This window comes from Hymenobacter koreensis (assembly GCF_039541855.1).
Classification (GTDB): Bacteria; Bacteroidota; Bacteroidia; order Cytophagales; family Hymenobacteraceae; genus Solirubrum; species Solirubrum koreensis.
This window is the reverse complement of sequence record NZ_BAABHA010000008.1, coordinates 21,659-46,854: the sequence shown is the minus strand read 5'-3', so window position 1 is coordinate 46,854 and position 25,196 is coordinate 21,659. Positions and strand designations below refer to the sequence as shown.

21 protein-coding genes are annotated in these 25,196 nt (G+C 62.7%); 8 read left to right on the top strand and 13 right to left on the bottom strand.

The features are described from left to right. Positions 1-49: 49 nt before the first annotated feature. Both ABD903_RS12665 and ABD903_RS12660 read right to left on the bottom strand, forming a co-directional pair. On the bottom strand, positions 50-1,282 hold the full coding sequence (locus ABD903_RS12665; RefSeq protein ID WP_345224753.1) for an isocitrate dehydrogenase (NADP(+)): 1,233 nt from the start codon (positions 1,280-1,282) through the stop codon (positions 50-52). A gap of 368 nt (positions 1,283-1,650) precedes the next feature. After that, positions 1,651-3,159 (bottom strand): serine hydrolase, encoded by a 1,509-nt coding sequence (locus tag ABD903_RS12660; protein WP_345224752.1) that lies wholly within the window; start codon positions 3,157-3,159, stop codon positions 1,651-1,653. Positions 3,160-3,492: 333 nt separating this feature from the next. On the opposite strand from ABD903_RS12660, the gene ABD903_RS12655 reads away from it, so the two are divergent. The 7 genes from ABD903_RS12655 (at position 3,493) to rnk (ending at position 13,183) form a co-directional block, all read left to right on the top strand. Continuing rightward, complete coding sequence (locus tag ABD903_RS12655) at positions 3,493-4,167, top strand: response regulator transcription factor (RefSeq protein WP_345224751.1); 675 nt, start codon at positions 3,493-3,495, stop codon at positions 4,165-4,167. Between the two features lie 183 nt (positions 4,168-4,350). Beyond that, positions 4,351-5,733: a sensor histidine kinase gene (locus ABD903_RS12650; protein ID WP_345224750.1), complete on the top strand. Its 1,383-nt coding sequence runs from the start codon at positions 4,351-4,353 to the stop codon at positions 5,731-5,733. 158 nt (positions 5,734-5,891) lie between these two features. Further along, positions 5,892-6,161 carry a hypothetical protein gene (locus tag ABD903_RS12645; protein WP_345224749.1) on the top strand — a complete coding sequence of 90 codons (270 nt, stop codon included), beginning with the start codon at positions 5,892-5,894 and terminating at the stop codon, positions 6,159-6,161. Positions 6,162-6,229: 68 nt separating this feature from the next. Then, positions 6,230-7,375 (top strand): efflux RND transporter periplasmic adaptor subunit, encoded by a 1,146-nt coding sequence (locus tag ABD903_RS12640; protein ID WP_345224748.1) that lies wholly within the window; start codon positions 6,230-6,232, stop codon positions 7,373-7,375. 108 nt (positions 7,376-7,483) lie between these two features. After that, positions 7,484-10,669: an efflux RND transporter permease subunit gene (locus tag ABD903_RS12635; protein ID WP_345224747.1), complete on the top strand. Its 3,186-nt coding sequence runs from the start codon at positions 7,484-7,486 to the stop codon at positions 10,667-10,669. Positions 10,670-10,915: 246 nt separating this feature from the next. Continuing rightward, positions 10,916-12,358: an efflux transporter outer membrane subunit gene (locus ABD903_RS12630; RefSeq protein ID WP_345224745.1), complete on the top strand. Its 1,443-nt coding sequence runs from the start codon at positions 10,916-10,918 to the stop codon at positions 12,356-12,358. Between the two features lie 402 nt (positions 12,359-12,760). Then, on the top strand, positions 12,761-13,183 hold the full coding sequence (rnk, locus tag ABD903_RS12625; protein ID WP_345224743.1) for a nucleoside diphosphate kinase regulator: 423 nt from the start codon (positions 12,761-12,763) through the stop codon (positions 13,181-13,183). A gap of 285 nt (positions 13,184-13,468) precedes the next feature. Here the strand turns inward: rnk and hmpA are convergent, their stop codons facing one another. The 11 genes from hmpA to ric all read right to left on the bottom strand — a co-directional run bounded on the left by hmpA (position 13,469) and on the right by ric (position 23,669). Next, complete coding sequence (gene hmpA, locus ABD903_RS12620; RefSeq protein WP_345224741.1) at positions 13,469-14,680, bottom strand: NO-inducible flavohemoprotein; 1,212 nt, start codon at positions 14,678-14,680, stop codon at positions 13,469-13,471. A 54-nt stretch (positions 14,681-14,734) separates the two neighbouring features. After that, positions 14,735-15,184 carry an RrF2 family transcriptional regulator gene (locus ABD903_RS12615; protein ID WP_345224739.1) on the bottom strand — a complete coding sequence of 150 codons (450 nt, stop codon included), beginning with the start codon at positions 15,182-15,184 and terminating at the stop codon, positions 14,735-14,737. Between the two features lie 273 nt (positions 15,185-15,457). Then, positions 15,458-16,225, bottom strand: coding sequence for an ABC transporter permease subunit (locus tag ABD903_RS12610; protein ID WP_345224737.1), 768 nt, complete (start codon positions 16,223-16,225; stop codon positions 15,458-15,460). Positions 16,226-16,229: 4 nt separating this feature from the next. Beyond that, positions 16,230-16,961 carry an ABC transporter ATP-binding protein gene (locus tag ABD903_RS12605; RefSeq protein ID WP_345224735.1) on the bottom strand — a complete coding sequence of 244 codons (732 nt, stop codon included), beginning with the start codon at positions 16,959-16,961 and terminating at the stop codon, positions 16,230-16,232. Further along, a complete protein-coding gene (locus tag ABD903_RS12600; RefSeq protein WP_345224733.1) occupies positions 16,958-18,223 on the bottom strand; it encodes a nitrous oxide reductase family maturation protein NosD in 1,266 nt (421 codons plus the stop codon). The genes ABD903_RS12605 and ABD903_RS12600 overlap by 4 nt, the downstream gene beginning before the upstream one ends. Continuing rightward, entirely contained in the window at positions 18,195-18,647 is a 453-nt protein-coding gene (locus tag ABD903_RS12595) for a nitrous oxide reductase accessory protein NosL (protein WP_345224732.1), read from the bottom strand. The genes ABD903_RS12600 and ABD903_RS12595 overlap by 29 nt, the downstream gene beginning before the upstream one ends. Positions 18,648-18,685: 38 nt before the next feature. After that, positions 18,686-19,324 carry a hypothetical protein gene (locus tag ABD903_RS12590; RefSeq protein WP_345224730.1) on the bottom strand — a complete coding sequence of 213 codons (639 nt, stop codon included), beginning with the start codon at positions 19,322-19,324 and terminating at the stop codon, positions 18,686-18,688. A gap of 176 nt (positions 19,325-19,500) precedes the next feature. Then, the gene (gene nosZ, locus ABD903_RS12585; RefSeq protein ID WP_345224728.1) at positions 19,501-21,498 is read right to left on the bottom strand and encodes a Sec-dependent nitrous-oxide reductase; all 1,998 of its coding nucleotides are present in this window, start codon (positions 21,496-21,498) and stop codon (positions 19,501-19,503) included. 67 nt (positions 21,499-21,565) lie between these two features. Beyond that, positions 21,566-22,093 carry a c-type cytochrome gene (locus tag ABD903_RS12580; protein ID WP_345224727.1) on the bottom strand — a complete coding sequence of 176 codons (528 nt, stop codon included), beginning with the start codon at positions 22,091-22,093 and terminating at the stop codon, positions 21,566-21,568. A gap of 22 nt (positions 22,094-22,115) precedes the next feature. Then, complete coding sequence (locus ABD903_RS12575) at positions 22,116-22,823, bottom strand: Crp/Fnr family transcriptional regulator (RefSeq protein WP_345224725.1); 708 nt, start codon at positions 22,821-22,823, stop codon at positions 22,116-22,118. 108 nt (positions 22,824-22,931) lie between these two features. Continuing rightward, positions 22,932-23,669, bottom strand: coding sequence for an iron-sulfur cluster repair di-iron protein (gene ric, locus ABD903_RS12570; RefSeq protein ID WP_345224723.1), 738 nt, complete (start codon positions 23,667-23,669; stop codon positions 22,932-22,934). A 139-nt stretch (positions 23,670-23,808) separates the two neighbouring features. Between ric and ABD903_RS12565 the strand changes: the two genes are divergently transcribed. Next, entirely contained in the window at positions 23,809-25,092 is a 1,284-nt protein-coding gene (locus tag ABD903_RS12565) for a hypothetical protein (RefSeq protein ID WP_345224721.1), read from the top strand. Positions 25,093-25,196 lie beyond the last annotated feature (104 nt).

Below are 25,196 nucleotides of genomic sequence, written 5' to 3'. Positions count from 1 at the left end.
AAAAGCCCGTTCGGTAACCGAACGGGCTTTTCAACGAAACAAAAGCGGCTTATTTGCTCAACTTGGCTTTCAGGTTGGTGTCCAGGGCCTCTAGGAACTCCTCGGTGTAAAGGTAGTCGCGCCCGTGCTCCACTTTGTTGCCGTGGATGCAAACGGCCAAGTCCTTGGTCATTTTGCCGCTTTCCACGGTTTCGATGCACACCGCTTCCAGGGCTTTACAGAAGTCGATGAGCTCCTGGTTGCCGTCGAGGATGCCGCGGAATTCCAGGCCGCGCGTCCAGGCGAAAATGGAGGCAATGGGGTTCGTGGAGGTAGGCTTGCCTTTCTGATGGTCGCGGAAGTGGCGGGTTACGGTGCCGTGGGCGGCTTCGGCTTCCATGGTTTTGCCGTCGGGCGTAACCAGCGTGGAGGTCATCAAACCCAACGAGCCGAAGCCCTGGGCCACGGTGTCGCTTTGTACGTCGCCGTCGTAGTTTTTGCAGGCCCACACAAAGTTGCCGTTCCACTTCAGCGCCGAGGCCACCATGTCGTCGATCAGGCGGTGCTCGTAGGTGATGCCGGCTTCCTTGAACTTGGCGAGGTAATCCTGCTCGTAAATCTCCTGGAAAATGTCCTTGAAGCGGCCGTCGTACTTCTTCAGAATGGTGTTTTTGGTGGAGAGGTACAGCGGCCAGCCTTTCATCAGGGCCTGGTTAAAGCAGGCGTGGGCAAAGCCCCGGATGCTCTCGTCGGTGTTGTACATGGCCAGGGCCACGCCGTCGCTCTTGAAGTTGTACACCTCAAACGACTGCTCGGCGCCGCCATCTTCGGGCGTAAACGTGATGGTGAGCTTGCCCTTGCCTTTGGTCACGAAATCGGTGGCGCGGTACTGGTCGCCGAACGCGTGGCGGCCGATGCAGATGGGCGCGGTCCAGTTGGGCACCAGGCGCGGCACGTTGCTCATCACAATCGGCTCGCGAAACACGGTGCCGTCGAGGATATTGCGGATGGTGCCGTTCGGCGACTTCCACATCTGCTTGAGGTTGAACTCCTTTACGCGTTCCTCGTCGGGGGTGATGGTGGCGCACTTAATGCCCACGCCGTACTGCCGAATGGCGTTAGCCGCGTCAATGGTTACCTGGTCGTTGGTTTCGTCGCGGTACTCAATGCCCAGGTCGTAGTACTTGATGTCGAGGTCGAGGTACGGGGTAATGAGTTTGTCTTTGATGAATTTCCAGATGATGCGCGTCATTTCGTCGCCATCCAGCTCCACAACGGGGTTTGCTACTTTGATTTTGGTCATTTCCTCGGGGCAATTGTAAAGGGTAAGGTGTCCGGATTTGGGTGGGCCGGTGTTAGAGGCACACGGTGTTCCCGCCACAGCGCCGTGCCGTTGCAGGGGCCAATGCGGGCGCTAATATTAATAGAGAATTACCGGCTAACCGTACGCCACCCTCCTGGAACTTCGAAGAACATTCCTGGCAAGGGGCTTCAAGTCCCAGATTTGAAGACGCTTCGGCGGGCGAATAGAAGGCAAGAAAAGTAGCGCGGGCGGGTGAAATATCGGCCACGGGGCACCCGAATGCTGGTTAATGCATAGGGTTGCCTCGCACCGACCTCTCTCATTACGCGTGCCCGCAAAGCATCTGCCTGGAGGCGGCGGCCATAATCCTAGTTCTTGGCTTTGGAGCCCGTTATTTGCAGGTACTGGGCGGCGGTGGTGTTCTTCGGGTTCAGGGCGAGGGCGCGTTGGTAGTTCTTGCGGGCCAAAGCGGTGTCGCCCAACTCGGCGTAAAGCTCGGCCAGGCTGTCGTAGGTGTTGGCGCTGCCGGGGTACAGGCTCACGTTCAGCTTAAATACCTGCAGCGCATCTTTCATCTGCTTCTGTTGCAGCAAGGTGTAGCCCCAGGCGTTAACCTCATCTTCGGCCAGGTGGAAGCTTGGGTCGTTCTTTTTCGCCTGTTTCGCGGCCTCCACGGCTTTGTCGAAACCGCGCTGGCGCAAATCGGCCTGAAGCGTACGGATGGCGGGTGGCAGGCCAAAGCCGGCGGCAGCCCGCATGTCGGGCAGGTAAAAGCCGGCAATTTCATCCACGAAACTCTCGGGGTTCGCGCCCTGCAAATTGGTCAGTACCACAATGGCCATATCGTCCTGGGGATACAGGAACACGGCGGAGCGGCCGCCACCCACGGCGGCCATGGCGGGGTGCTCGGAGCGGTTGATGGTAGGCCAGCCCAGCGCGTAGCCGTTCAGCAGCTTGCTGAACCCGCGCTGCGTGCCGTTGGTTAGCACACCGGGCGTCCGGAGCTCAACGAGGCTGTTGGGTTGCAGCAGCTTGCCCTGCTGCAGCGCCACCAGCCAGTGGGCCACGTCTTCGGCCGATGAGCTCATGCCCGCAGCCGTGCGCAGCATGGGCGGAAACACCTCGAACAGGTTGCGGGGTTGGCTGCTGCGGCGCCGCTGCCCGTCCACGTAGTGCGCGTAGGTATAGCCCCGGGCAGCGTTGGGCAGCACGTCGTGGGCGTCGCCGGAGGTGGTGCGCGGCATCCCCACCACGTTCAGCTGCCGCTCCTGAATAAAGCGGGCAAAGGGCTGGCCGCTGAGTTGATCGATGAGTTGGCCTAGCAGCAGGTAGTTGGTTTGGTTGTAGGCAAACTGCGCGCCGGGCGCAAAGGCCAGCGGCTGGGTTTGCACTTTTGCCCACGCCGCGCCGAAGTTGCCCTCCGTCACCATCTCGTCCTCGGGCATAATGTCGGGCAGGCCGGAGGTATGGGTAAGTAGCTGCCGCACGGTAACGGGGTGCCAGGCGGCCGGCAGGCCGGTGAGGTACCGGGAGGCGGGAGCCGCGAGGTCCAGCTTACCGGCTTCCACCAGCTGCATAACGGCTACGCCCACAAAGGCCTTGGTAATGGAATTCAGGAAAAAGCGCGACTGTCGCGTTACCGGCACCGAATCCTGCAAATTGGCCAGCCCGTACTGCCCCAGCTTTACCACTTTGCCCTGCCGCACCACGGCCAGCTGCAAACCTGGAATGCGGCGTTCCTGCATTTTGGCTTTCAGGAACGTATCCAGGGCGTCGGCTGGGGCCTGGGCCGCGGCTATCGGCCCGAAACTCCACAGCAGCACGCAAAGCAGAGTGGTTAACCGGTAGCTCAGGCCGCGGAAGGTAGAGGTCTTCATAGGGAATGGGGAAGGGGAGAAGGAGCAGAGCCGCTACCAGGCCTTCTGCCGGCGGTGTGCAACTGGGGGGTAGATGGGGCGGCTTTATATTCGGTTGCCTGAATGTAAAAACAAATCAGAGCGGCGGCTTCACCGCAAGGCACGGCAAAGGAGCCAGCGGCGAAAGGGTGTGCCGAATGCATCTGGCGGTAAGCTGCGCGGTAATCCGGGCAGCGGGAAAGCACAAATTGGGGTCTTCAGCTGTTGACTTTCCTCCGATGCACGACCTTTGCGGGGCATCAGCAGAAACCAGCTTGCCTTATTGGCGAGCGGCCTTGGCTTTGAAACGTTCGCATGAAGATTCTACTGGTTGAAGATGACCCGCAAGTAGCCTCGTTTGTCAAGAAGGGGTTTGAGAACGAGGGCTACGAACTCACCATTGCCTACGACGGCCGCTCGGGCTGGTCGCTCTACCAGCAGCAGCCCTACGACGTGGTGATTCTGGACGTGAACCTGCCCTACCTGAACGGGGTGGAGCTGTGCCAGCGCATCCGGGGGCGGCGCCCGCGGGTGCCCGTGCTGCTGCTCACCGCCCTCGATAGTCTGGCCGATAAAGAAGCCGGGTTTGAAGCCGGCGCCGACGATTACCTGAGCAAGCCCTTTGCCTACCGCGAGCTGCTGCTGCGCGTGCGGGCGCTAACCAACCGGTACGCCGAAACGAGCACGCCGCAAGTGCTGCGCCTGGCCGATCTGGAGCTGAACCTGGACTCGAAAATCGTGAGCCGGGCCGGGCAGCGCATCGACCTCACCACCCGCGAGTATTCCCTGCTCGAGCACCTGCTGCTGAACCAGGGCCGCATCGTGTCGCGGGTGGATATTGCCGAGCGGGTGTGGGAAGTGGATTTCGACACCACCACCAACATCATCGACGTGTACGTGGGCTACCTGCGGAAGAAAATCGACCGGAATTTTTCGCCCAAGCTCATTCACACCGTGGTGGGCATGGGCTACGTCATGCGCGAGCAGTAGGAGCGGAGGCCCTTTGTCGCGTGCCATCCTGTTCGTGCCAGCCGGCCTGGTTTGGGCACGGCCCCCTCGTTTAGGAAGTCGTTTAACAGTAAACGGGTTGTGCGTTGGTGGTTGTCAGACAGACTCTTAAGCGAACCTGACAACGGACAACGAACAACTGACAACGAATAACGCTCACTGCTTATGCTGATTCGCAACAAGCTGATGCTCCGGTTTACCCTGCTTGTACTGGGTATTCAGCTCAGCTTTTCAGCCTTTATTTACTACTTCAACGCCAGCACGCGGGCGCAGCGCTTTGAGCACCGGCTGGCCAACAGCGGCACCCTGGCCGGCCGCATTCTGGTGCGTACCTATAAGCTGGAAGCGCGCATGCTCAACAGCCTGCGCTGGGCCGACCTGCTCACCTTGCCGCAGGAGCAAATCAGCATTTACGGACCCGACAATACCCTGCGCTACAGCAACGCCGATGCCGGCAGCCAAGCCATGAACCGGGCGCGGTTGCAGCTTATGGTGAAGGAGCCCGTGGTGGCTTTTCCGCGGGAAGGCCGCCGCGAAACGGTGGGGTTGCTGTTTTCCGACACGGGCAACGGCGAGCAGTACCGCATTATCGTATCGGCCGTTGATCAGGTTGGGTGGGCGCACCTGCGGCAACTGGCGCTGCTGCTGGGCCTGGGCAACCTGGGTGCGCTCATTCTCACCATTCTGGCAGGCTGGTTTTTTGCCGAATCGGCCCTGCGGCCGGTGGCCCGCATTACCCAGCAGGCCGGCCGCATTTCGGCCACCAACCTGGGCCGGCGCCTGTCCGAAGGCAACGGCCGCGACGAGCTGGCCCAGCTCGCGCGGGTGTTCAATTCCATGCTCCGCGGCCTGCAACAGGCCTTTGAAGGCCAGAAAAGCTTTCTGGCCCACGCCTCGCACGAGCTGCGCACCCCGCTCACCACCCTCACCGGCACCCTGGAAACCGCCCTGGAGTACGATACCAGTTTACCCGAAGCCAAAGAGAGCATGGCCCAGAGCCTCGATGCCGCTCGCCGCCTCAGCTCGCTCACCAACGGCCTGCTGAACCTGGCCAAGGCCGAGGGGGCACTGCCCGCCTTTGCCCCCGTGCGCCTCGACGAGTGCCTGAACCAGGCCCTGGTACAAGTGCGCGCCACTTACCCCGGCCGCGAGTGGCGCCTCGTGTTTGGCACGCTCCCCACCGAAACCGAGGCCGATTTATTTATGCTGCCCGGCAACGCCGAGCTGCTCACCACGGCCCTGCTAAACCTGCTCGATAACGCCGGCAAGTACTCCGCTAACCCGGTGCGGGTGGAAGTAGACTACGCCGACGCCCGTACCCTGCTGGTGCGCATTACCGACGCCGGGCCGGGCATTGCACCCAACGAGCTTAACCGCATTTACGAGCCCCTGTACCGGGCCACCGGCGCCCTCACCCGGCCCGGCTACGGCCTGGGCCTCTCGCTTACGCAGCGCATTGTGCAGCGCCACGGCGGCCGGCTGGAAATTACCTCCGCCCTCGGGCAGGGCACCACCGCCTCCATCTGGCTGCCGGCCACGCCGCTGTAAGCCACCCTGCCGCGAGTTCCCCGCAAGCCCGAGCGGCCGCGCCAAGTTGTGCGCGGCCGCTCGGGCTTTCATGTTTTCTAATATAGTTCTCATCTCATTTTCATGTGCCAGCTACTCCTTTGTGCCACGTTCCATTGGCACTACCCGCCTCACTTGCTATGCTGCGCAACTCCCCCCGGGCTACTCATTTTCTGACCCTGCTGTTTGGCGGGGCCTTGGTGGTGTCGTTTGGGGTAAATGTGCTGCTGCTCACCGTGAACCCCGAGCCCTGGCCCGAAGACCCCAACCACGAGCTAACCGCCACCACCGCCGACCTCCACTTAACCCAACGCCTGCTGGCCCAGTGCCAAAAGCAGCACCAGCAGCAGGATAGCCTTCTGGTGCTGCTCCGGTCCCAAATGCCGGGACCTGCTTTGGCCGAGCAATAACCTGTTTTTTCAGCCCTCTAATGAGCTTCACGCCCTTGAAACCACGCACGTATTCCGTTTTGAAACCCATGGAAAACCCGCTCCGCCCGCGGCATTGGGCGGGCGTATTGGCGGCTGTAGTAGCGGCCGGAATAAGCGGCTGTTCGGTTGAAGGCAAGAGTCCGCAAACGGCCGCCACCCCCGACGTGCTGCCCGTGGTAACCCTGAAAACCACCGAGCAGGAGTTGTTTCACGACTACGTGGCCGATGTGCAGGCCGTGCGTAACGTAGAGGTGCGGGCCCAGGTAGCAGGGTTTCTGGAGCATATTTATGTGGATGAAGGACGGCCCGTTAAAAAAGGCCAGCCGCTGTTTCGCCTCAATGCCAGCGCTTACCAAAACAAGTTAAACCAGGCGCAGGCGGCTTTAACCGGTGCCCAGGCCCAGGCCGCCGCCGCCCGGGTAGAGCGCGACCGGGTGAAGCTGCTGGTCGATAAAAACGTAATTACCAAAACCGAGCTGGCCCTGGCCACCAGCAAAGTACAGGATGCCGAAGCCCGCGTGGCCGAAGCCCGGGCCAGCGAAGCCGCCGCCCGGCTTCACCTGAACTACACCCTCATTCGCGCGCCCTTCGACGGCATCATCGACCGGATTCCGCTTAAAATGGGCAGTCTGGTAGAGGAAGGCACTCTGCTAACCACGGTATCCGACCTGCACCAGGTGTACGCCTACTTTAAAGTGGGCGAGAGCGAGTACCTGGAGTACGTAAAATCGCGGCAGCTGCACCCCGAGCGTCACTCCGACTCGGTGCGCCTCACCCTGGCCAACGGCACGCTCTACCCGCAGGCAGGCCGCATCGAAACCACCGAAAGCGAGTTCGACCCCAACACCGGCTCCCTGGCCTTCCGGGCACGGTTCGAAAACCCGAAGCGCATGCTTAAGCACGGCGCCTCAGGCCGCATCCGCCTGACCAATACCCTGCCGGCGGCCCTGCTGCTGCCGCAGAAAGCGGTGTTCGAAATTCAGGACAAAAACTACGTGTACGTGGTAGACAAGGCCAATACGGTACACATGCGAAACATTACGCCGCAAACCCGCACGGGGGATTTTTACGTGGTAAAAGCCGGTCTGCAACCCGGCGAGCAGGTGGTGTACGAGGGGGCAGCCAGCCTGAAAAACGGGCAGCGCATAATGCCCCGCCCCGTGGCGCTGGACTCGCTCCTGGCCGCGCAGTAAACCGGCCGCAAGTCCGCAGTTGTAACGCCCAAAGCCACGCCCGCATAGGGCTTTTTCCCTCCCAAACATCCACTTAGACGCGGGCTGCAAAGTCCGCGCTACTTGCTTATGTTCAATATTTTCATCCGACGGCCGATTCTCTCGCTGGTAATTTCGGTGTTCCTGGTGCTGCTGGGCAGCCTGGCCCTGGTGTCGCTGCCCATCACCCAGTTCCCCGACATCGTGCCGCCCTCCGTAACGGTAACGGCCAAGTACACCGGCGCCAACGCCGAGGTGTGTGCCAAAGCCGTGGCCACGCCGCTGGAGCGCGCCATCAACGGCGTGCCGGGCATGACCTACATGAACTCGGTAAGCTCCAACAACGGCGTGACGCTCATCACCATTTTCTTCAAGGTGGGCACCGACCCCGACCTTGCCGCCGTGGGCGTGCAGAACCGCGTGACGACCATTCTCGACGAGCTGCCGGAGGAGGTTATCAAGGCCGGCGTGACCACGGAAAAGGAGGTCAACTCCATGCTGCTCTACCTCAACATCACGAGCGACGACAAGGCCGCCGGCGAGAAGTTCATCTACAACTTCGCCGACATCAACGTGCTGCAGGAGCTCAAGCGCATTGATGGCGTGGGCTTTGCCGAAATCATGGGCTCCCGCGAGTACTCCATGCGGGTGTGGCTCAAGCCCGACCGCATGGCGGCTTACGACGTGGGCACCGACGAAATAGTGGCCGCCATCCGGGCCCAGAACGTAGAGGCCGCCCCGGGTAAGTCGGGCGAAAGCTCGGGCGCCGACAAGGCCCAATCCATGCAGTACGTGCTGCGCTACACCGGCAAATTTTTCGAGCCCGACCAGTACCGCAACATCGTGGTGCGGGCCAACGCCGACGGCTCGGTGCTGCGCCTGCGCGAGGTGGCCGACGTGGAGTTCGGCTCGCTCACCTACAGCATGGCCTCCAAAACCGACGGCAAGGCCTCGGCGGCCATCATGCTCAAGCAGCGCCCCGGCTCGAATGCCTCCGACGTTATTGCCAACGTGAAAAAGCGCATGGCCGAGCTGCAAACCAGCTCCTTCCCGCCCGGCATGAAGTACAGCATTGCCTACGACGTGTCGCGCTTCCTCGACGCCAGCATCAATGAGGTGCTGCGCACGCTGATCGAGGCTTTCCTGCTGGTGTTCGTTATCGTGTACGTGTTTTTGCAGGACTGGCGCTCCACGCTTATTCCGGCGCTGGCCGTGCCAGTGGCCCTTATCGGCACGCTGTTTTTCATGCAGGTGCTGGGCTTCAGCATCAACCTGCTCACGCTGTTTGCGCTGGTGCTGGCTATTGGTATTGTAGTCGATAACGCCATTGTGGTGGTGGAGGCCGTGCACGCCAAGATGCAGGAAAAGCACCTGCCGGCGCGGGCCGCCACCTTCGAGGCCATGGGCGAAATCAGCTCCTCGCTCATTGCCATTACCCTCGTCATGTCGGCCGTATTCATCCCGGTTTCCTTTATGGACGGGCCGGTGGGCGTGTTCTACCGCCAGTTTTCGCTCACGCTGGCCATTTCCATCGTCATATCGGGTATTAACGCCGTAACGCTGACGCCGGCTTTGTGCGCGCTGCTGCTCAAGCACACGCCGGCGGAGGCCGGCGCCGAGCCCAAGGGCGTCATGGCGCGCTTCTTCGCGGGCTTTAATAAGCGGTACGATGCGCTTTCGGGCCGCTACCAGGGCTTGCTGCGGGCCATTGCCGGGCGCCGCATGGTTACGCTGGCCGTGCTCATTGGCTTCTGTGTAGCCACCTGGGGCGTGAATAAGATTCTGCCCTCGGGCTTTATCCCGACTGAGGACCAGGGCATGGTGTACGTGAACGTGACCACGCCCGCCGGCGCCACCGTGGAGCGCACCGAGGCCGTGCTCGACGAGGTGCAGCGCATTGCCAGCAAGCTGGGCCCGGTGGAGTCGGTATCGACGCTGGCCGGCTACAGCCTGGTAAACGAAGTGGCTGGTTCCAGCTACGGCATGGGCATGATTAACCTCAAGCCCTGGGATAAGCGCGAGCAGTCGGTGGCCCAGTTCATTGCCGAGCTGGAGGAGAAAACCAAAGGCATCAGCGACGCCGATATTCAGTTTCTGCCGCCGCCCACGGTGCCGGGCTTCGGCAATAGCAGCGGCTTCGAGCTACGCCTGCTCGACAAATCGGGCAGCGGCAACCTACAGAAAACCGCCGAAGTGTCGCAGACTTTCCTCACGGCGCTGCGCAAGGACCCGGCCATCGGCGGCGCCTTCACCAGCTTCGACCCCAACTTCCCGCAGTACCTCATTCACGTCGACCAGGACATGGCCGCCAAGAAGGGCGTGACCATCGACGCGGCCATGAGCACGCTGCAAACGCTGATGGGCTCTTACTACGCCTCCAACTTCATTCGCTTCGGGCAGATGTACAAGGTGATGGTGCAGGCCGGCCCCCAGTACCGCAGCCGCCCCGAAGATTTGCTGGCCCTGCACGTGAAAAACGACCGCGGCGAGATGGTGCCCTTTTCCACCTTCGTGAAGCTGGAGCGCGTCTTCGGCCCCGACCAGCTCACGCGCTACAACATGTACACCTCGGCCATGCTCAACGGCGACGCCGCCCCCGGCTACTCCTCCGGCGACGCCATTACGGCCATCGAAAAAGTGGCGGCCAAGGAGCTGCCGCGCGGCTACGCCTACGAGTGGAGCGGCATGACGCGGGAGCAAATCCTGAGCGGCGACCAGGCCCTGTACGTGTTCGGGGTGGTGCTCATTTTCGTGTACCTGCTGCTGGCCGCGCAGTACGAAAGCCTGCTGCTGCCGCTGCCCGTGCTGCTGAGCCTGCCCACGGGCATCTTCGGCGCCTTTGTCAGCCTGAAGCTGCTGGGCCTGGAAAACAACATCTACGCCCAGGTGGCGCTGGTAATGCTCGTGGGCCTGCTGGGTAAGAATGCCATTCTCATCATCGAGTTTGCCGAGCAGCGGCGGCGCCAGGGAGCTTCGGTGCTCGATGCCGCCGTGGAAGGCGCCGTGTCGCGCCTGCGGCCTATCCTCATGACGTCGTTTGCCTTCATTGCGGGTCTGATTCCGCTGGTTATTGCCAGCGGCGCCGGCGCCCTGGGCAACCGCTCCATCGGCACGGCGGCGGCGGGCGGCATGCTCATCGGCACGCTGTTCGGCATGGTGCTCATTCCGGGCCTGTACGTGCTGTTTGCCTCCTTCGAGAAGGTGAAAAACCTGGACGAGGACGAGTTGGAAGAAGTAAAGGAAGTGCGGGAGGAACGGCAGCTGGTGGCGCATTAGCCAGGCTTCACTGGCGCGAGTTTAGGCGAAGCCGTAACTCGTGCCGACTATTCGGGCGAGGCTGCGCCTCGCATCAGAACGGCCCGCCGGAACGATGCCAGCTAGCACGAATCTGCCGAGCTGGTCCCGCATTGCCGCTTTTGCGGCAGTGGAGGCGCAGCCTCCACCTCATTATTCGTCACGAGTTACGCTGCGCTAAACTCGTGCCAGCGTGAGCCCTCGCCTTCACGAAAATCACCCTGATACATGCGCCTGTTTTCCGTTTTTATTGCTGGTTCCCTTTTGCTGGCCACCGGCTGCCGCGTGGCCGCCCCCGTCGAGCCCACCGCGGGCCCGGCTGTGCCTGCTACGTTCACCAAACCCACCGCCGCGGCCGACACCCTGAATGCTGGCAACCGACCCTGGCGGCAGTACTTCCAGGATCCGGCGCTGGTCGCGCTCATCGACACGGCTTTGCGGCAAAACCTGGATTTGCAGGTGGCCCTGCAGCGCGTGGAAAGCGCCCGCGCCGGCTACCTGGCCCGCCGTGGCGCCTTGCTGCCCACCGTATCCGGCGTAGCATCGGCCGGCGCCGACCGTTTCGGGCGCTACACCCTGAACGGCGTGGGCAACTTCGATACCAACCTCTCGCCCAACATCGACGGGCAGCAGCGCATTCCGGGCCCGGTCACGCCCGAGTTCTTCGTGGGCCTGCGCAGCTCCTGGGAAATAGACCTGTGGGGCCGGCTGCGCAGCCAGCGCAAGGCCGCGTACCTGCGCGTGCTGTCCTCGGAGCAAGGCCGTAACCTGGTTACCACTACCGTGGTGGCCGAAGTGGCGCGCCTGTATTACGAGTTGCTGACGGCCGACAACCAGCTGGCCGTGCTGGCCCGCAACACGGCCCTGCAACGCGAGGCGCTGGGCTTGATGCGCGTGCAAAAGCAGGCCGGCCGCGCCACCGAGCTGGCCGTGCAGCAGTTTGGGGCCCAGGTAGAGCGCACCGAAAGCCTTTCGCACGAGGCACGGCAGCGCGTTACCGAGGCCGAAACCGCGTTAAACCAGCTGCTCGGGCGCTTTGGTCGGCCCATTACCCGCGGGCGGCCGTTGCTGAATCAGGAGCTGCCCGCTCGCCTCGGTGCCGGGGTGCCCGCCGCGGCCTTGCTGCGTCGCCCGGATGTGCGGCAGGCCGAGCTGGAGCTGCAGGCCGCCCGCGCCAATGTAGACGCTGCCCGCGCTGCTTTTTTGCCCACGCTCACCCTCACGCCTTACGTCGGCTTTAACGCTTACCGCGCCGGCGTGCTGTTCGATCCGGCTTCCCTTGCCTATGGTGCCCTGGCCGGCTTGGCGGGTCCCTTGCTCAACCGGGCCCAGTTCAAGGCCGATTACCGCCAGGCCGTGGCCGGCAACCTCGAAAACTATTACCGCTATCAGCAGGCCCTGCAAACGGGTTTTCGGGAGGTGGTGAACGGCTTGCAAGGGCTGGAAAACTACCGCGCCGCCGCCGCCGCACGCCAGCGCGAAGTAAACCTGCTGACCGGCGCCGTAACCACCTCGAATGAGCTGTTCGTGGCCGGCTACGCCACTTACCTGGAAGTAATTACCGCGCAACGCAGCGTGCTCGAAGCTGAGCTGAGCCTTGCCGAGTCGCGCCAGGCGCAGCTGCTGCAAAGCGTGCATCTGTACCGGGCGTTGGGCGGCGGCTGGCAATAGGCGGGGCTGAAACACACGCCGACGGCATGGCGCGCTGCGAAACGGGTTTTTTGCTTCTGCCTGCCGAAAGAATTGCTGCGTAGCGCTCCTGCAGGCGCGTTACGCGGATTTTTTTCTCCGAAATATTCTGCTGCGCTCGTGTATGACGGCCTGCCAATTCCAATGCATTCAGCCGAGGTGTTGGCCGGCTTTGCCGCTGCGGCCAGGGCTTTCGGCCGAGGGCCGGGGTTGTGGGAAACCGTTAAGGCCACCGTAGAACAAAGGGGTGCGCGGCGCCCGCATTCCGCAGTGCATCAGCTTTATAACGTGTTTCGGCGGGGTGCCCGGTACCCGAGTCCGGCTTCCGGAGTGCCGCCGATGAGAAAATTCAGTGCCTGACTTCCAACCTTCACCTTTTCTCACATGGACGCATCGTATCACCGAAACCCCATCTACATCACCCGGGTAGACTACGACCGGCTTACGCAACTGGTACAACTGGAGCGCCAGGTCCACGGCAATGGCCGAGTGGCGGGCCTGAGCTACGAGCTCAAGCGCGCCCAGCTGGTGGATTCTCACGACATTCTTCCGGATGTAGTGACGATGAACTCCCGGGTGAAGCTCCGCGACATGAGCAGCAACAAGGAGCTGGAAATTACCCTGGCCTACCCCAAATTCGCGGACATCAACAACCGGAAAATTTCCATTTTGGCCCCCGTAGCAACGGCCGTACTAGGTTGCCGCGTGGGCGACGTAGTGGAGTGGCCCGTGCCCAATGGAAATGCAACGTACCTGGTGGAGAAAGTGCTACACCAGCCCGAAGCCGCCGGCGACTGGGTAAGCTAATGTGCGGACTTGCCCCGGCGGGTACCGGGTTGCTCTGGCATGTGAAACGACACCTGACTGCAAGCGTACTGGCCCCGGTTGGCTTGTCCGACATGCCGGATAAGCCAACCGGGGCCAGGAAAACGACGGGTTGGGGCGCTGCTTCCGCGTTGCTTCTTTCATCAGGGGTCCGGCGAAGCAATGCTCCTTGCTCAACCCAAAGCGCGGGAAGGTTACAAGAGCAGCCTATACCGAATGGGCCGGAAGCCGCGTGTTACGCTACCGGCTGGCGCGGGCTGCCAAAAGCTACACACTCAGCGTAGCCGGGCCAAACTCCTCGAAGTGAATGGACTCGCGCGGTACGCCCAACGCGGCCAAATCCTGCACCTGCTTGCGGATAAAGGGAGCCGGACCGCACACATAGTAGTCGGCCTCGGGCATCAGGGTGCCTCCGTTGAGCTTGCGCAGGTCTACAAAGCCGGCGTAATGGCCTGCCTCTGCCTCGTCGGAGCCGGTAGCCGGCGTATCGTAAAACACATGGTGCTGCACCTGCTCGTGGCGGGCGGCCAGCGCGGCCACTGGCTCGCGGAAGGCGTGCACCCGCGGGTTGCGGCTGCCGTGCACCCACACCACTTCGCGCTTGCTGCCCGACGTTACCAGGTAGTCGAGCATGCTCAGCAGCGGCGTCTGGCCCACGCCGCCGCTCACCAGCACCACCGGTGTGGGTTTGGTAACGTCCAGGGTGAAGTCGCCGGCCGGCGCGCCCAGCTCCACAATACCTCCCTCGGGTACGAAGTCGTGCAGGCGGTTGCTGATCAGCCCGTCGGGGTGCTGGCTACCGGCTTCCTTCTTCACCGAAATGCGGTAGTATTCGCCATTAGGGGCGCTGGAGAGGCTGTACTGCCGCGGCTGGAACAGGTTCAGCTCGGGTAAAAACAGGCGCAGGCTCACGTACTGGCCGGGCAAATAGTCGGCTACTTTGCCGCCGTCGGTGGGGTAGAGGTAAAACGAGGTTATTTCCGCCGATTCCTCCACTTTTCGCTTCACCGTGAACGGGCGCCAGCCCGTCCAGCCGCCTTCCTGGTTTACGGCTTTCTGGTACAAGCCGCTTTCCAGCCCGCTCATCAGGCTGGCCAGCTCGCCGTAGGCCGTGGCCCAGGCGTCGAGCAGGGCAGGGGTAGCGGCCTCGCCCAGCACCTCCGCAATGGAGGCTATCAGGTGGCGGCCCACAATGGCGTAGTGCTCGGGCCGGATGTCGAGGCTGACGTGCTTGTGGCCGATTTTGGTAACGGCGGGCACCAGCACCGACGGGTCTTCGATGTGCTCGGCGTAGGCCAGTACGGCCAGGGCCAGGGCCATCTGCTGCTTGCCGTTCTGCTGGTTGCCCATGTTGAAGACGTTCTTCAGCTCGGGGTTGTGCTCGAACATGCGGCGGTAGAAGTGGGTGGTCAGCAGCACGCCGTGCTCTTTCAGGGTACTTACGGTTGCGGTAACGAGTTCTTTCTGATCTGGAGTCATAGAAAGGGGAATGATTACCGGATAAATTTGTCCGGCATAGGGGCAAAAAAAGGGTTAGCTCAACTGTTTCAAAAAGCCCAGTCCGTCGTGCACCTTGCCGGCCAGCTCGCCAACGGTATGGCTGCCAAGCACCTCGTTAAGCTGGTCGCGGATGGGCAAAAACTGGTAATGCAGGGGGCAGGGCTGCCGGGCCGAACACTGCGGCAAGCCCAGGGCGCAGCCCTGCAGCATGGCGCCGCCGTCGATGGCCACCACAATCTGGCGTAGCGTAACGGTGCGCAGCTGCTCGGGCGTCAGTTCAAAGCCGCCGGCAGGGCCCTTCACCGACGTTACCAGCCGCTCGCGCACCAGCTGCTGCAGCACTTTGGCGGTAAACGCTTCCGGCGAGCCGATTTCCGAGGCAATGTCCTTCAGGCCCACGCGGCGGCCAAAGTCGGCCGACTGCTGGCCGATGTAAATCGCGGCCCGAATTCCGTATTCACATGCTTTGGAGAACATTGCCATGGTGGGGCAAAGGTACTGCCTGATTTTATAAGGGACAAATTTATCCGGTATAAAGCGGGTGAACTTGTCTGCCGCCGGGTGCCCGGCCCGGTACAGCACGGTAAGACTGGGAAAGGCCTATACGGCTTACGATTTACCTTTCTTCCTTTCATTATGCCGCGCAAGGTTGTTCAGAGAGATGCCATGCTCCCGGCCCGGTACCTTGGGTTAACACCGCGTTTCAAGGCGCGAAGCCTGCAGGTTCTGAAGTGTTTTCCAGCACCTACGGCGGGCCTACAGATCCATTTTTTTAAACCGGCGCACGGCCACCAGCAGCGGCACGGCCACCCAGATCAGCAGCACCGTGCTGGCTACGAGTATGCCCAGGTGGCTACCGAAAAAATCCTGGTACACGGCGCCGGTGTAGCCCATGAGCGCGGCCGTATCGAACTGCAGCAGCACCACAATGCGGGCCAAATCCAGCGGGTTCAGGCTGGCCACGGGCACCACGAAAGCTTCGATGGGGTAGTCGCTGAACCAGTAGAGCAGCGCCAGCACCAGCCCGTCGTAGAGCACGGCCAGGGCAAACCACATAACCAGCCCCAGGCCGATGCTCTTGATTTTTTCGGGCACGAACAACACCAGCGCGTACGACAACGCCACGAACACCCACGTCAGCCCCACCCCGGTGAGTACCAGCGTGAGCGTGCGCCAGCTGCCGGCCAGCAGCAGCAGCGGCAGCCCCAGCCCGACGAGCAGCGCGGCGGACAACGCCAGCAGCACGGCGCCCAGCTGGCCCAGCAGCACGGCCCGGCGCGGCAGCGGCAGCACCACCAGCAGCTCGGTGAAGTCGCGCGAGTTGTGGAAGTAGGTGATGGTGAAAATCACCGTGTAGAGCGGCACGAACAGCAGCGTCACGTTTACCAGGTTCAGGGCCAGGCGCTCGGGCGCGGGGTCCAGCCACCACAGGCCGGTACTGAGCAGCAGCAGCAGGCCCGCGTAAGCCAGCACGGTGCGGTTGCGTAGCAGGTCGCGCAGCATAAAAGCCAGCAGGTTCAGCATACGGTCAGCGGGTTACAGAGGTGGCAGAAGGGCGGTGGTAGTAGGCCAGCACGGCCGCGCCAAGCGTGGCCTGCTGCGTCAGCTCCAGGAAATCGGCAATGGGCGTGTCGAGCTGCACCTGCCCGTCGCGCAGGTACAGCAGGTCGTCGCCCAGCTCCTCGGCCTCGGCAAATAGGTGGGAGGTGAGCAGCACCAGCCGCCCTTGGGCCCGGCACTTGCGGATTTTGGCTTTTAGAATTTCCACGGCCACGGGGTCGAGGCCCACCGACGGCTCGTCGAGCACGATGATGCGGGGCGCGAACAGGAAAGCCAGCGCGGCGTTTATCTTCTGCCGGGTGCCGCCCGAGAGCGTGCCCAGGCGCTTGTTCTGCCAGTCCCGCAGCGCGTACTGCTCATACAGCTCGTAGTCGAGCGCCTGCCCGGGCCGGGGCTGGCGCACCGCCCGAATCATGTCGAAAAGCTGGGCCGTGGTCAGGTTTTCGGGCAGGTGGTTGAGCTGAGGCATGTAGCCGATGTCGGCGCGGTACTGCCACTGGCCCGCAATGGGCTGGCCCAGCACGCGGATGTCGCCGCCGCTGGGCTGCACCACCCCCAGAATGCATTTGAGCAGGGTAGATTTGCCGGAGGCGTTCGGTCCCATGATGACCACCACGCGGCCAGCTTCGAGCTGCACGCTTACGCCGCGCAGGGCTTCGGTTTTGCCGAACTTCTTGGTCAGGCCTTCGATGCGTATCATAAGCGGATGCGGGGGCGAGGGTCGGTAAGGGCGGCCGGCGTGAGGCTGGGCACCAGCTGCTCGGTACGGTCGAGCATTTCCACCATGGGGCTGCGGAAAAAGATGATGGCGGCCGGCAGCTGCTCCACGGCGTAGCTGAAGGCCGAAAGCGGGTGGTAGGGCACGTCGCCCACCTGGTCGCGGTTCAGGTCGTAGCCCCGGTATTTATCCCAGTAGTTGCCGCGCAGCACGTTCAGCATCACCGTGCCGTTGGTGGCCAGGTCGAAGGTGTTGCCGATAAAAGCGTTGCCGGTCAGCCAGTTGGCGTCGCAGCTGGCGGTAAGGCGCATGCCCCAGCCGTTGCGCGCCACGCGGTTGCGGCGCAGGGTGCAGCGGCTCACGCTTTCGAGCTGCACGCCCACGGTATTGCCCTCGAATACGTTGTCGGAAATGTGACTGTCGCTGATGTCCTTCAGCAGCAGGCCGTAGCTGGCGGCGCCGCGGTTTTCCAGAAAGGTGTTGCGCTGCATGCGTACGCCGCGCGAGTACATCACGGCCACGCCCGCGCCGTTGCGCCGGAAAGTGTTACGCTGGTAGGTGTTCTGGTGCGAAAACATAAAGTGCAGCCCGTAGCGCAGGTTGTTTTCGCTCAGGTTGCGCTCGATGCGCGAATCGGTGACAAACTCGAAGTAGATGCCGTCGCGGTGGCCGCTGACGCGGTTGTTGCGGACCTGCATGCCGGCGCAGCGCCACAGGTGAATGCCGTTGCCCGACTCGTTCTGGGTTTGGTGGTCGGGGTTGCCCTGCAGCGTGTTGTACTCCACGCGCCCCCCGGCGCAACCCGAGAGGTAAATGCCGAAAAAGCAGTCCTGCAGGCGGTTGTGGTGAATGTACACGTCGCGGCTGTCGTACACCTTCACGCCGGCGTAGTCGATCATGCTGCCCTGGCCGGAGCGGCGCAGCACAAAGCCGCTGAGCTCGAAGCCGTGGGCTTTCACGGTCAGCAGCTCGTCGCGGTGGCGGCCGTCGAGCACGGGCCAGCCCACGCCGCGCAGCACCACGCGCCGGTTCAGTACCAGGTTGCCTTCGCGGTACACGCCGGGGTGCACCAGCACGGTGTCGCCGGCGGCCGCGCGGGCCAGGGCCGGGCGCAGGCGGGAATAGGTTTGCCCGGCGCCTACGTGCAGCGTGCGCGCCTGCGTGCCCACTGCCATTAGCAGCAGGGGCAGGGCCAGCCAGAGCGCCCGGTAGCGGCTAGTGTACTTGTAGTTGGCCCACATCATTCCAGGAAATTATTTTGGCCGGCTGGCTGAGCTTCCCTTCGGCAGCCTGCGCGGCGGCGGCCGTGGCAAAGGCGGCCAGCTGGCCGTTCATGGGCGAGCGAAATGCCGTGCTGCGCAGCAGCTGGGCCTGCTCCACCGGCAGCCAGGTAGCAGGCTCGCTGAAATCGGCCACCAGCAGCTGGGGCGCCGGGCCGGCTACCTCGGGGTTTTCCCGCAGGAAGCTGGCCAGGCACAGCAGGTCATCGAACACGTACTGCCGGCCCTTGCCGGTCACCAGCTGGGCGGCAAATTCGGCCTTAACCACCGTCATGCGGCAGTGGGCGCACTCGTCCTGGCCCAGGCGCACCGCCCGCGGCCCCGACTGGCAGCTGCCCAGGCCGAGCACCGCGGTCAGCAGTAAGAAAAGGAGCAGCGGGCGAAACACGGAAGTGGGTTGTTGGGTGAGGAGAAAGGCCGGGTGCCTTACGCTTGATTACGGACCACGCCGGCATGGCTGGGCAACGGTACCGCCGGGGCCGAACCCACGGTTTTGCGCCGGCGACTGAGCCACAGCACCAGCGCCGCCAGCAGGGTTGCCCCGGCTATCAGGTAGGCCCCATAGGAGGGCAGGGAGTAGGCCTCGAAGTTGAGCAGCTGCTTGTAGCCGATCAGCGGAGGCTGGTAGGTCATGCCCTCAATCCGGATGGCGGCGTGCTCGTCCAGGTTGTGGCCATAGTCGTAGCCCCAGCGGTAAAAATCGACCATGGCGGCGGCCAGGAACACCAGCAGCGCCGTGAGCCACACGCCCACCGCCCAGCGCCGGCCCAGCGCCGCGGCCAGCAGGCCCCAGCCGGCCAGCGCCCCCACCACGTAGGGCAGCACCTTGAACTCGGGAAACATGTTCTCATCGATGGAGCGCATCCCGATGTAGTGGTTCAGCCCGTTGATGGAGTCGACGTTGCCGCTCAAATGGTCCAGCCAGATGGTCATCTGCAGGCCTTCGGGATATTGCGGGGCGAAGAGGTCGATGCGCCACACGGGCACCCAGTAGGTGACCAGCAGCAGCAGCGCCCCCAGCCCCAGCAGCAGGCGCATGGCCAGCGTAAGCGGAGCAGAAGACATGGCGATGGAATAAAGCTGTTAGCTGTCAGCTATGAGCTGTTAGCTTTTATATCCGATTTAGGGTCGGCGTACCCCAGGTCGGACGGTCATTACCGCCCGACCCGCTACAATTAGCTGTTGCTTGCTGTCGTCAGCCATGGGCTAACAGCCAGCAGCTGACAGATAACAGCTTTGGTTTACTGCAGCGCGGCGGGCTGCTGCTGGCCCCCGGTAAACATCAGGGGCACGTTGCTGCTGGCCGGGGAAATGCGGATATAGCCTTGCATTTCCTGGTGCAGCGCCGAGCAGAAGTCGGTGCAGTAGAAGGGGAAGATGCCCACGCGCTTGGGCTGCCACTTCAGCGTCTGCGTTTCGCCGGGCATGATGAGCAACTCGGCGTTTTCGGCGGCGCCTTTAATAGCAAAGCCGTGGGGCACATCCCAGTCCTGCTCCAGGTTGGTGAGGTGGAAGTACACCTCGTCGCCCACGCGCACGCCCTCAATAATGTCGGGGTTGAGGTGAGAGCGAATGGCCGTCATGTACACGTGTACCTGGTTGCCTTTGCGCTCCACGCGGGCAAATTTTTCGCCCTTGGCGGCGTAGGGATGTTGGTTTTCTTCGAGCTTAAAGGCTTTCAGCGAGTTGGGCGCTACCTGCGCGGCCGGAATGCTTTGGGCGTAGTGCGGCTCGCCAATGGTGGGGAAGTCCAGCAGCAGCTTCATCTTCGGGCCCGAAATGTCGTAGAGCTGGGCCGACTGCGCCAGCTCGGGGCCGGTGGGCAGGTAGCGGTCCTTGGTAATCTTGTTGTAGGCAATCATGTACTTGCCGTGGGGTTTGCGCGTGTCGCCGCCGGGGATGCTCAGGTGGCCGATGGAGTAGAACGTGGGCAAGCGGTCGAGCACTTTCAGCGACTTCACATTCCACTTCACTATCTCGCTCGACACGAACATGCTGGTGTAGGCGTTGCCCTCGGCGTCGAACTCGGTGTGCAGCGGGCCCAGGCCGGGCTTCTTCACTTCGCCGTGCAGCACGTTCTCGTACTGGAGCACCGGAATGCTGTCGTACTGGCCTTCGTAGTCCTTTTTCTCGATGGCGGCCAGCATCTTGCGGAAGCTGAACACCGGCACCACCGCGGCCAGCTTGCCCGAGCCCACGATGTACTCGCCGGTGGGGTCCACGTCGGTGCCGTGCGGGCTCTTGGGGCAGGGAATGAAGTAGCACAGGCCGGGCAGCTCCCGGGGGTCGAGCTGCACGATGTCCTGCTCGATGGTGGACGTGCCCGAGTGGGTTTTCTCGTCCCACACGTTGTGGGCGTGCGGCGACTTCAGGCGCTTGCCCTTGCCGGCTTTCAGGTATTCCTCGGCCTTTTTCCAGTTCACAGCCAGAATGTAGTCCTTGTCTTTCTGCGAGGCGTTTACTTCCAGCAGGTTAAAGGCCTGCTCGGTGTTGTAGCACGAGAAGAAAAACCAGCCGTGGGAGCCCTGCTTGCCGGCCCGGCTCAGGTCGAAGTTCACGCCCGGCGTCAGAATCTGGAAGGCCACGTTCATGCGGCCGTCTTCGGGGCGCACCTTAATGAAGGAAAGCGTGCCCTTGAAGTTCTTCTTGTAGGAAGCCACGGGCACGTCCTGGTTTTCGCCCAGCGGCACGCTGAAGCGGGTGCCGGCCACCAGGTACTCGGTGTTTTCGGTGAGGTAGGGCGAGGAGTGGTTGCCGGCGCTGTTGGGAATTTCCAGAATTTCCGTGGTGCGGAAGGTTTTCAGGTCGATGCGGGCGATGCGCGGCGTGTTGTTACCGTTAATGAAAGCCCATTTGCCGTCCTGCGCGCCGTTCGTCTGGCTGAGCTGCACGTGGTGGCTGTCGTCCCAGGGCACAAAACCGTGGGTGGTGTTCAGCATGGGCTTGGATTCTTCGCTGTAGCCCCAGCCGTTTTCGGGGTTCACCGAAAACACGGGAATTACTTTCAGCAGGCGCCCGGACGGAATGCCGTACACCGACATCTGGCCCGAAAAGCCGCCCGATACGAAGTTGTAGAACTCGTCGTGCTTGCCCGGTGCTACATATACTTTTTCGGCTGCCTGGGCATCGGCACCGGCCGCCGGCGACTTATGAGGGGTACACCCCTGCGGCACATACAGCAGGGTAGCCACTGCGGCCCCGGCTCCAGCCAGGGTAAGCAGCAATTTGGAGGAGTTCATGGTAGTTGGCGTTGGGGAATAATGAGTCACGCCGCTGGCCCTTGCCAGCAGTAGCCGCTACTTCTTTTTACTTGAGGGTGCGCATGTACTCCAGTACCTGCCGGGCTTCGTCCTGGGTGAGGTTTTGGTTGGGCATGCGCACGAGACATTCCTCCAGCATTTTCTGCGCGGCGGGGTCCGTTTCCAGCATGGCGTCGGTGTGTACCACCATGTTCATGATCCACTCCGGCTCGCGGCGGGAGGTAATGCCCTTCCAGCCGGGGCCCACCACTTTGTTGTCGCCCATGCTGTGGCACGATAGGCACTTGAGCTCGGAAATGCTCTTGCCTTTGCTAACCATGGCCTGGTCGATGGTGGGGCTGAGCTTCACGTCGTCTTTGGTAATGAGGCCCGCGGTGGCCGCTTTGGCGCCGCCCGCATCGGCATTTTCCATGGCTTTCTTGTAGGCCTCCGACTCGTAAATCGAACCGCCCGATTCCGGCGTGGTATTCTCGGCAGCGGTGTTGTCGTTGCCGCCGCAGGCCGCGGCAAGCAGGAGCGTGCCGGTGGCCAGCGCGGCCGCCAGGCCTCGCAGCTTTGTGGGTAGTACTTTCATGAAAAAGGGGGTTAGGGAAGGATTAGGAAAGGATGGGAATAGCGGAGCCGGCCAAAGCTGGCTGGGCCGTGCGGTAGTAGAGCTTGTGCTCGTGCAGGCGCAGGCGGCCGGCGGCGTCCAGCTCTTTTACCGTGCGCATCACGGTTTCCACGCGCAGGCCCAGCATATCGGCTATTTGCTGGCGCGTGAAAGGCACCGAGATGTAGCCATCGGCCTGCTCTAACAGCCGCTCGCAGAAGCAGCAGTGCTGCGCCGAGGTAGTGCCGCAGTTGCCTGCGTTTCGCCGGGTCAGCATTTTATGCGCGTAGTAGCTAACCAGCTGCAGAATCTGCTCGGCGGCCGGCAGCAGTGTGGTGTTGCTGCGCATGTGCGTATGGAAGCAAAGCAGGTCCACCAGCCGGCGGGTGAACTGCGCGTGCAGGTCCGGGTGCTGGCGCAATACCTCCAGCAGCTCGGCCCGCTCCACCACCCACACGGCCGTATCGGTAAGGGCTTCGGCCGAGCTGGGCGCTACCGGGTTGGTGCCGATAACGGTTTCGCCGAACGTCTCGCCCGGAAACACCAGGCTGTGAACGAAGTCCTGGCGCTGCCCGCAGCTATAGAGCCGTACCGCGCCATCCTGGAGCTGGTAAAAAAAGCTGCTTGGCTCGCCCTCCCAGTAAATGGTGTGCTTGGCAGGGTAGCGGCGCAAACGGGCACGCGCGGCGGTGAGGTGGGCAGCTGAAAGCATCGGCGACTAGATGCGGTGAGTGAGCTGACAAGGTTTACTTGTTTGAGGTCCTGAAAAATGATTTCTATCAGGTCGATCTTGTTTAAAATCAATTGTGTTGGTGAGGTATCAAGCGCTGAGCTGCAGCTCCAGGGCCAGGGCCCGCGGAAAGAGGATGTTGTTTTCGAGGTGAATGTGCAGGCGCAGGTCGGTATCGAGCTCCTGCAGGCGGCGATACACGAAGCAGTAGGTGTTGCAGGCATCGGCCGGAGGGGTGAACTGGCCGGTTACCTCGGCCAGCTGCTCCAGCAACCGGCCCGCGTCGTCGTGTTCGGCCTCCATCATGCGAATGGGGTTTTGCACCGTGCCAAAAGGAGCCGGCGCGAACGGCTGCCCCGCGGCCGCCTGCTCCAGCCGCACGATGTAGGGAAACAGAATCCGCTCTTCTTTTTGGAGGTGGGCCTGCAGCTCCTCGTTCAGGGCCACGAACAGTTCGGCCACGGTATCGAGCTCGGGGTGCAGGCGGCCGTGTTTCTGCAGCACCTTGGCCACGGCCGGCGCCAGGGTGGTCAGCGCATCGCGGGTGTAGGCGTGGTGAATCAGCTCGATGTATTCCACCAGAAAGTGCAGGGGCCACTTTTCGGCGCCCAGGGGCTTGCCCGAGCCAAAGCGCAGCTGGTTTTCGAGGTCTTCGAGCACGCGCTCGAGCGGGGCGTGGGCCCGCTCGGCGGCCTGGGCCAGGGTTTGGTGCCCACCGCAGCAGAAGTCCAGCTTGTGGCGGTAAAACACGTCGGTGAGGCGGATGTCGGCGCGCAGCAGCTCGCGCAGCGGGGCCGTGGTAAGGGTGGCAAGAACGTTGGGATTCATAGCGGTTGAAGGTTTGCTCAAAACTAGAGGCCGCCTCCCCGGCCTGGTTATGACGTAGATCATACCGAGCCATATGGTGTGGAGGTAGCTTTGGGCGGCCGTCCGCGACTGGGCTCACCGTTCTTAGTTTGCTTCCGCTATGCTCATACCCGCCCGATGGCTTACCGTAGCCCTGCTTAACCTGGCCATAGCCGCGGCGCTGGGCGCGCTGCTGCGCTTTGTGTTTCTGCACGAAGTTCCCGGGGTGGAGTACCGCAACGTAATGCACGCGCACAGCCACGGGGCCATGCTGGGCTGGGTGTTTCTGGCGCTGTTTGCCGCTTACATGCAGCTGGCCCAGCCCGCGGCCGGGCGCCTGCGCTGGTACCGGCGCGTGTTCTGGGCCGCCGAGGCGACCGTGCTAGGCATGTTCGTGGCGTTTAGCTGGCAGGGCTACGGCGCGGTTTCCATTACCCTGAGTACCGCGCACATGCTGCTTTCCTACGGGGCCGTGGTGCTGCTCTGGCCCGATTTGCGCCGGCAGCTGGCCGGCCGGGCCGCGCTGCCCTATCTGCTGGCGGGGCTGGGCAGCGTGGTGGTATCCACGCTGGGGCTTTGGGCGCTGGCTGGTATCATGAGCCGGCCTCATCCCAATACTGAGCTCTACTACCTGGCCATTCAGTTTTTTCTCCACTTTCAGCTGAACAGCTGGTTTGCATTCGGGGTGCTGGGGCTGGTGCTCAGCTATTTCGAAGCGCAGCAGTTGCCACTACACCGCGGGCTGCTGCGGCGGGCTTTCTGGCTGCTGGTGCCCAGTACGTTCCTAACCTACGGACTGGCCGTGGCCTGGGCCGAGCGTCACCCGCTGGTGTATGCCGTTACGGGTGTGGGGGTGGTGCTGCAGCTGCTGGGGCTGGCCACTTGGTTACGCGCCGTGTGGCCCGCCTGGCTGGCCCTGCTGCCGCGCCTCTCGCCGCTGCTGCGGGCACTATGGGCCGTGGGCCTGGGCTCCTTTGCGTTTAAGGGACTTATTCACGCTGCGGTAGCGGTGCCCTACGTGGCCGTTATGGCCTTTACGGTTCGCAACTACGTTATCGGCTTCGTGCACCTGGTTACGCTGGGCGCTACCACGCTCACGCTGCTGGGGCTGCTGCACCAGGTGGGGGCACTGCACCTGCAGCGGCCGGCAGCCCGGGTGGGCGCCGGGTTGCTGCTGGCGGGCTTTCTGCTCACCGAGGCGCTGCTGTTTGTTCAGGGTAGCATGTTCTGGCTAAACTGGAGCTTCCTGCCGCACTATTATCTGCTGCTGCTGCTGGCCTCGCTGCCACTGCCCGCCGGCGCGCTGCTGCTACTAGCAAGCGTTAGGGCATCCCGGGCTGAAGCGGCAGCTCCGCACGGCCCGCGCCCGAATGCCAGCCTGCACCCAATCCGTACAGCAGAATAATGACTGTGGGGCCTACAAAGGGTCGTTATACCGGCACGTAAGTTCGTACGCGCCGTACTCAACACCGCAGGCAACGAAGGGGGCTGCGGGTGACTAAAATCATT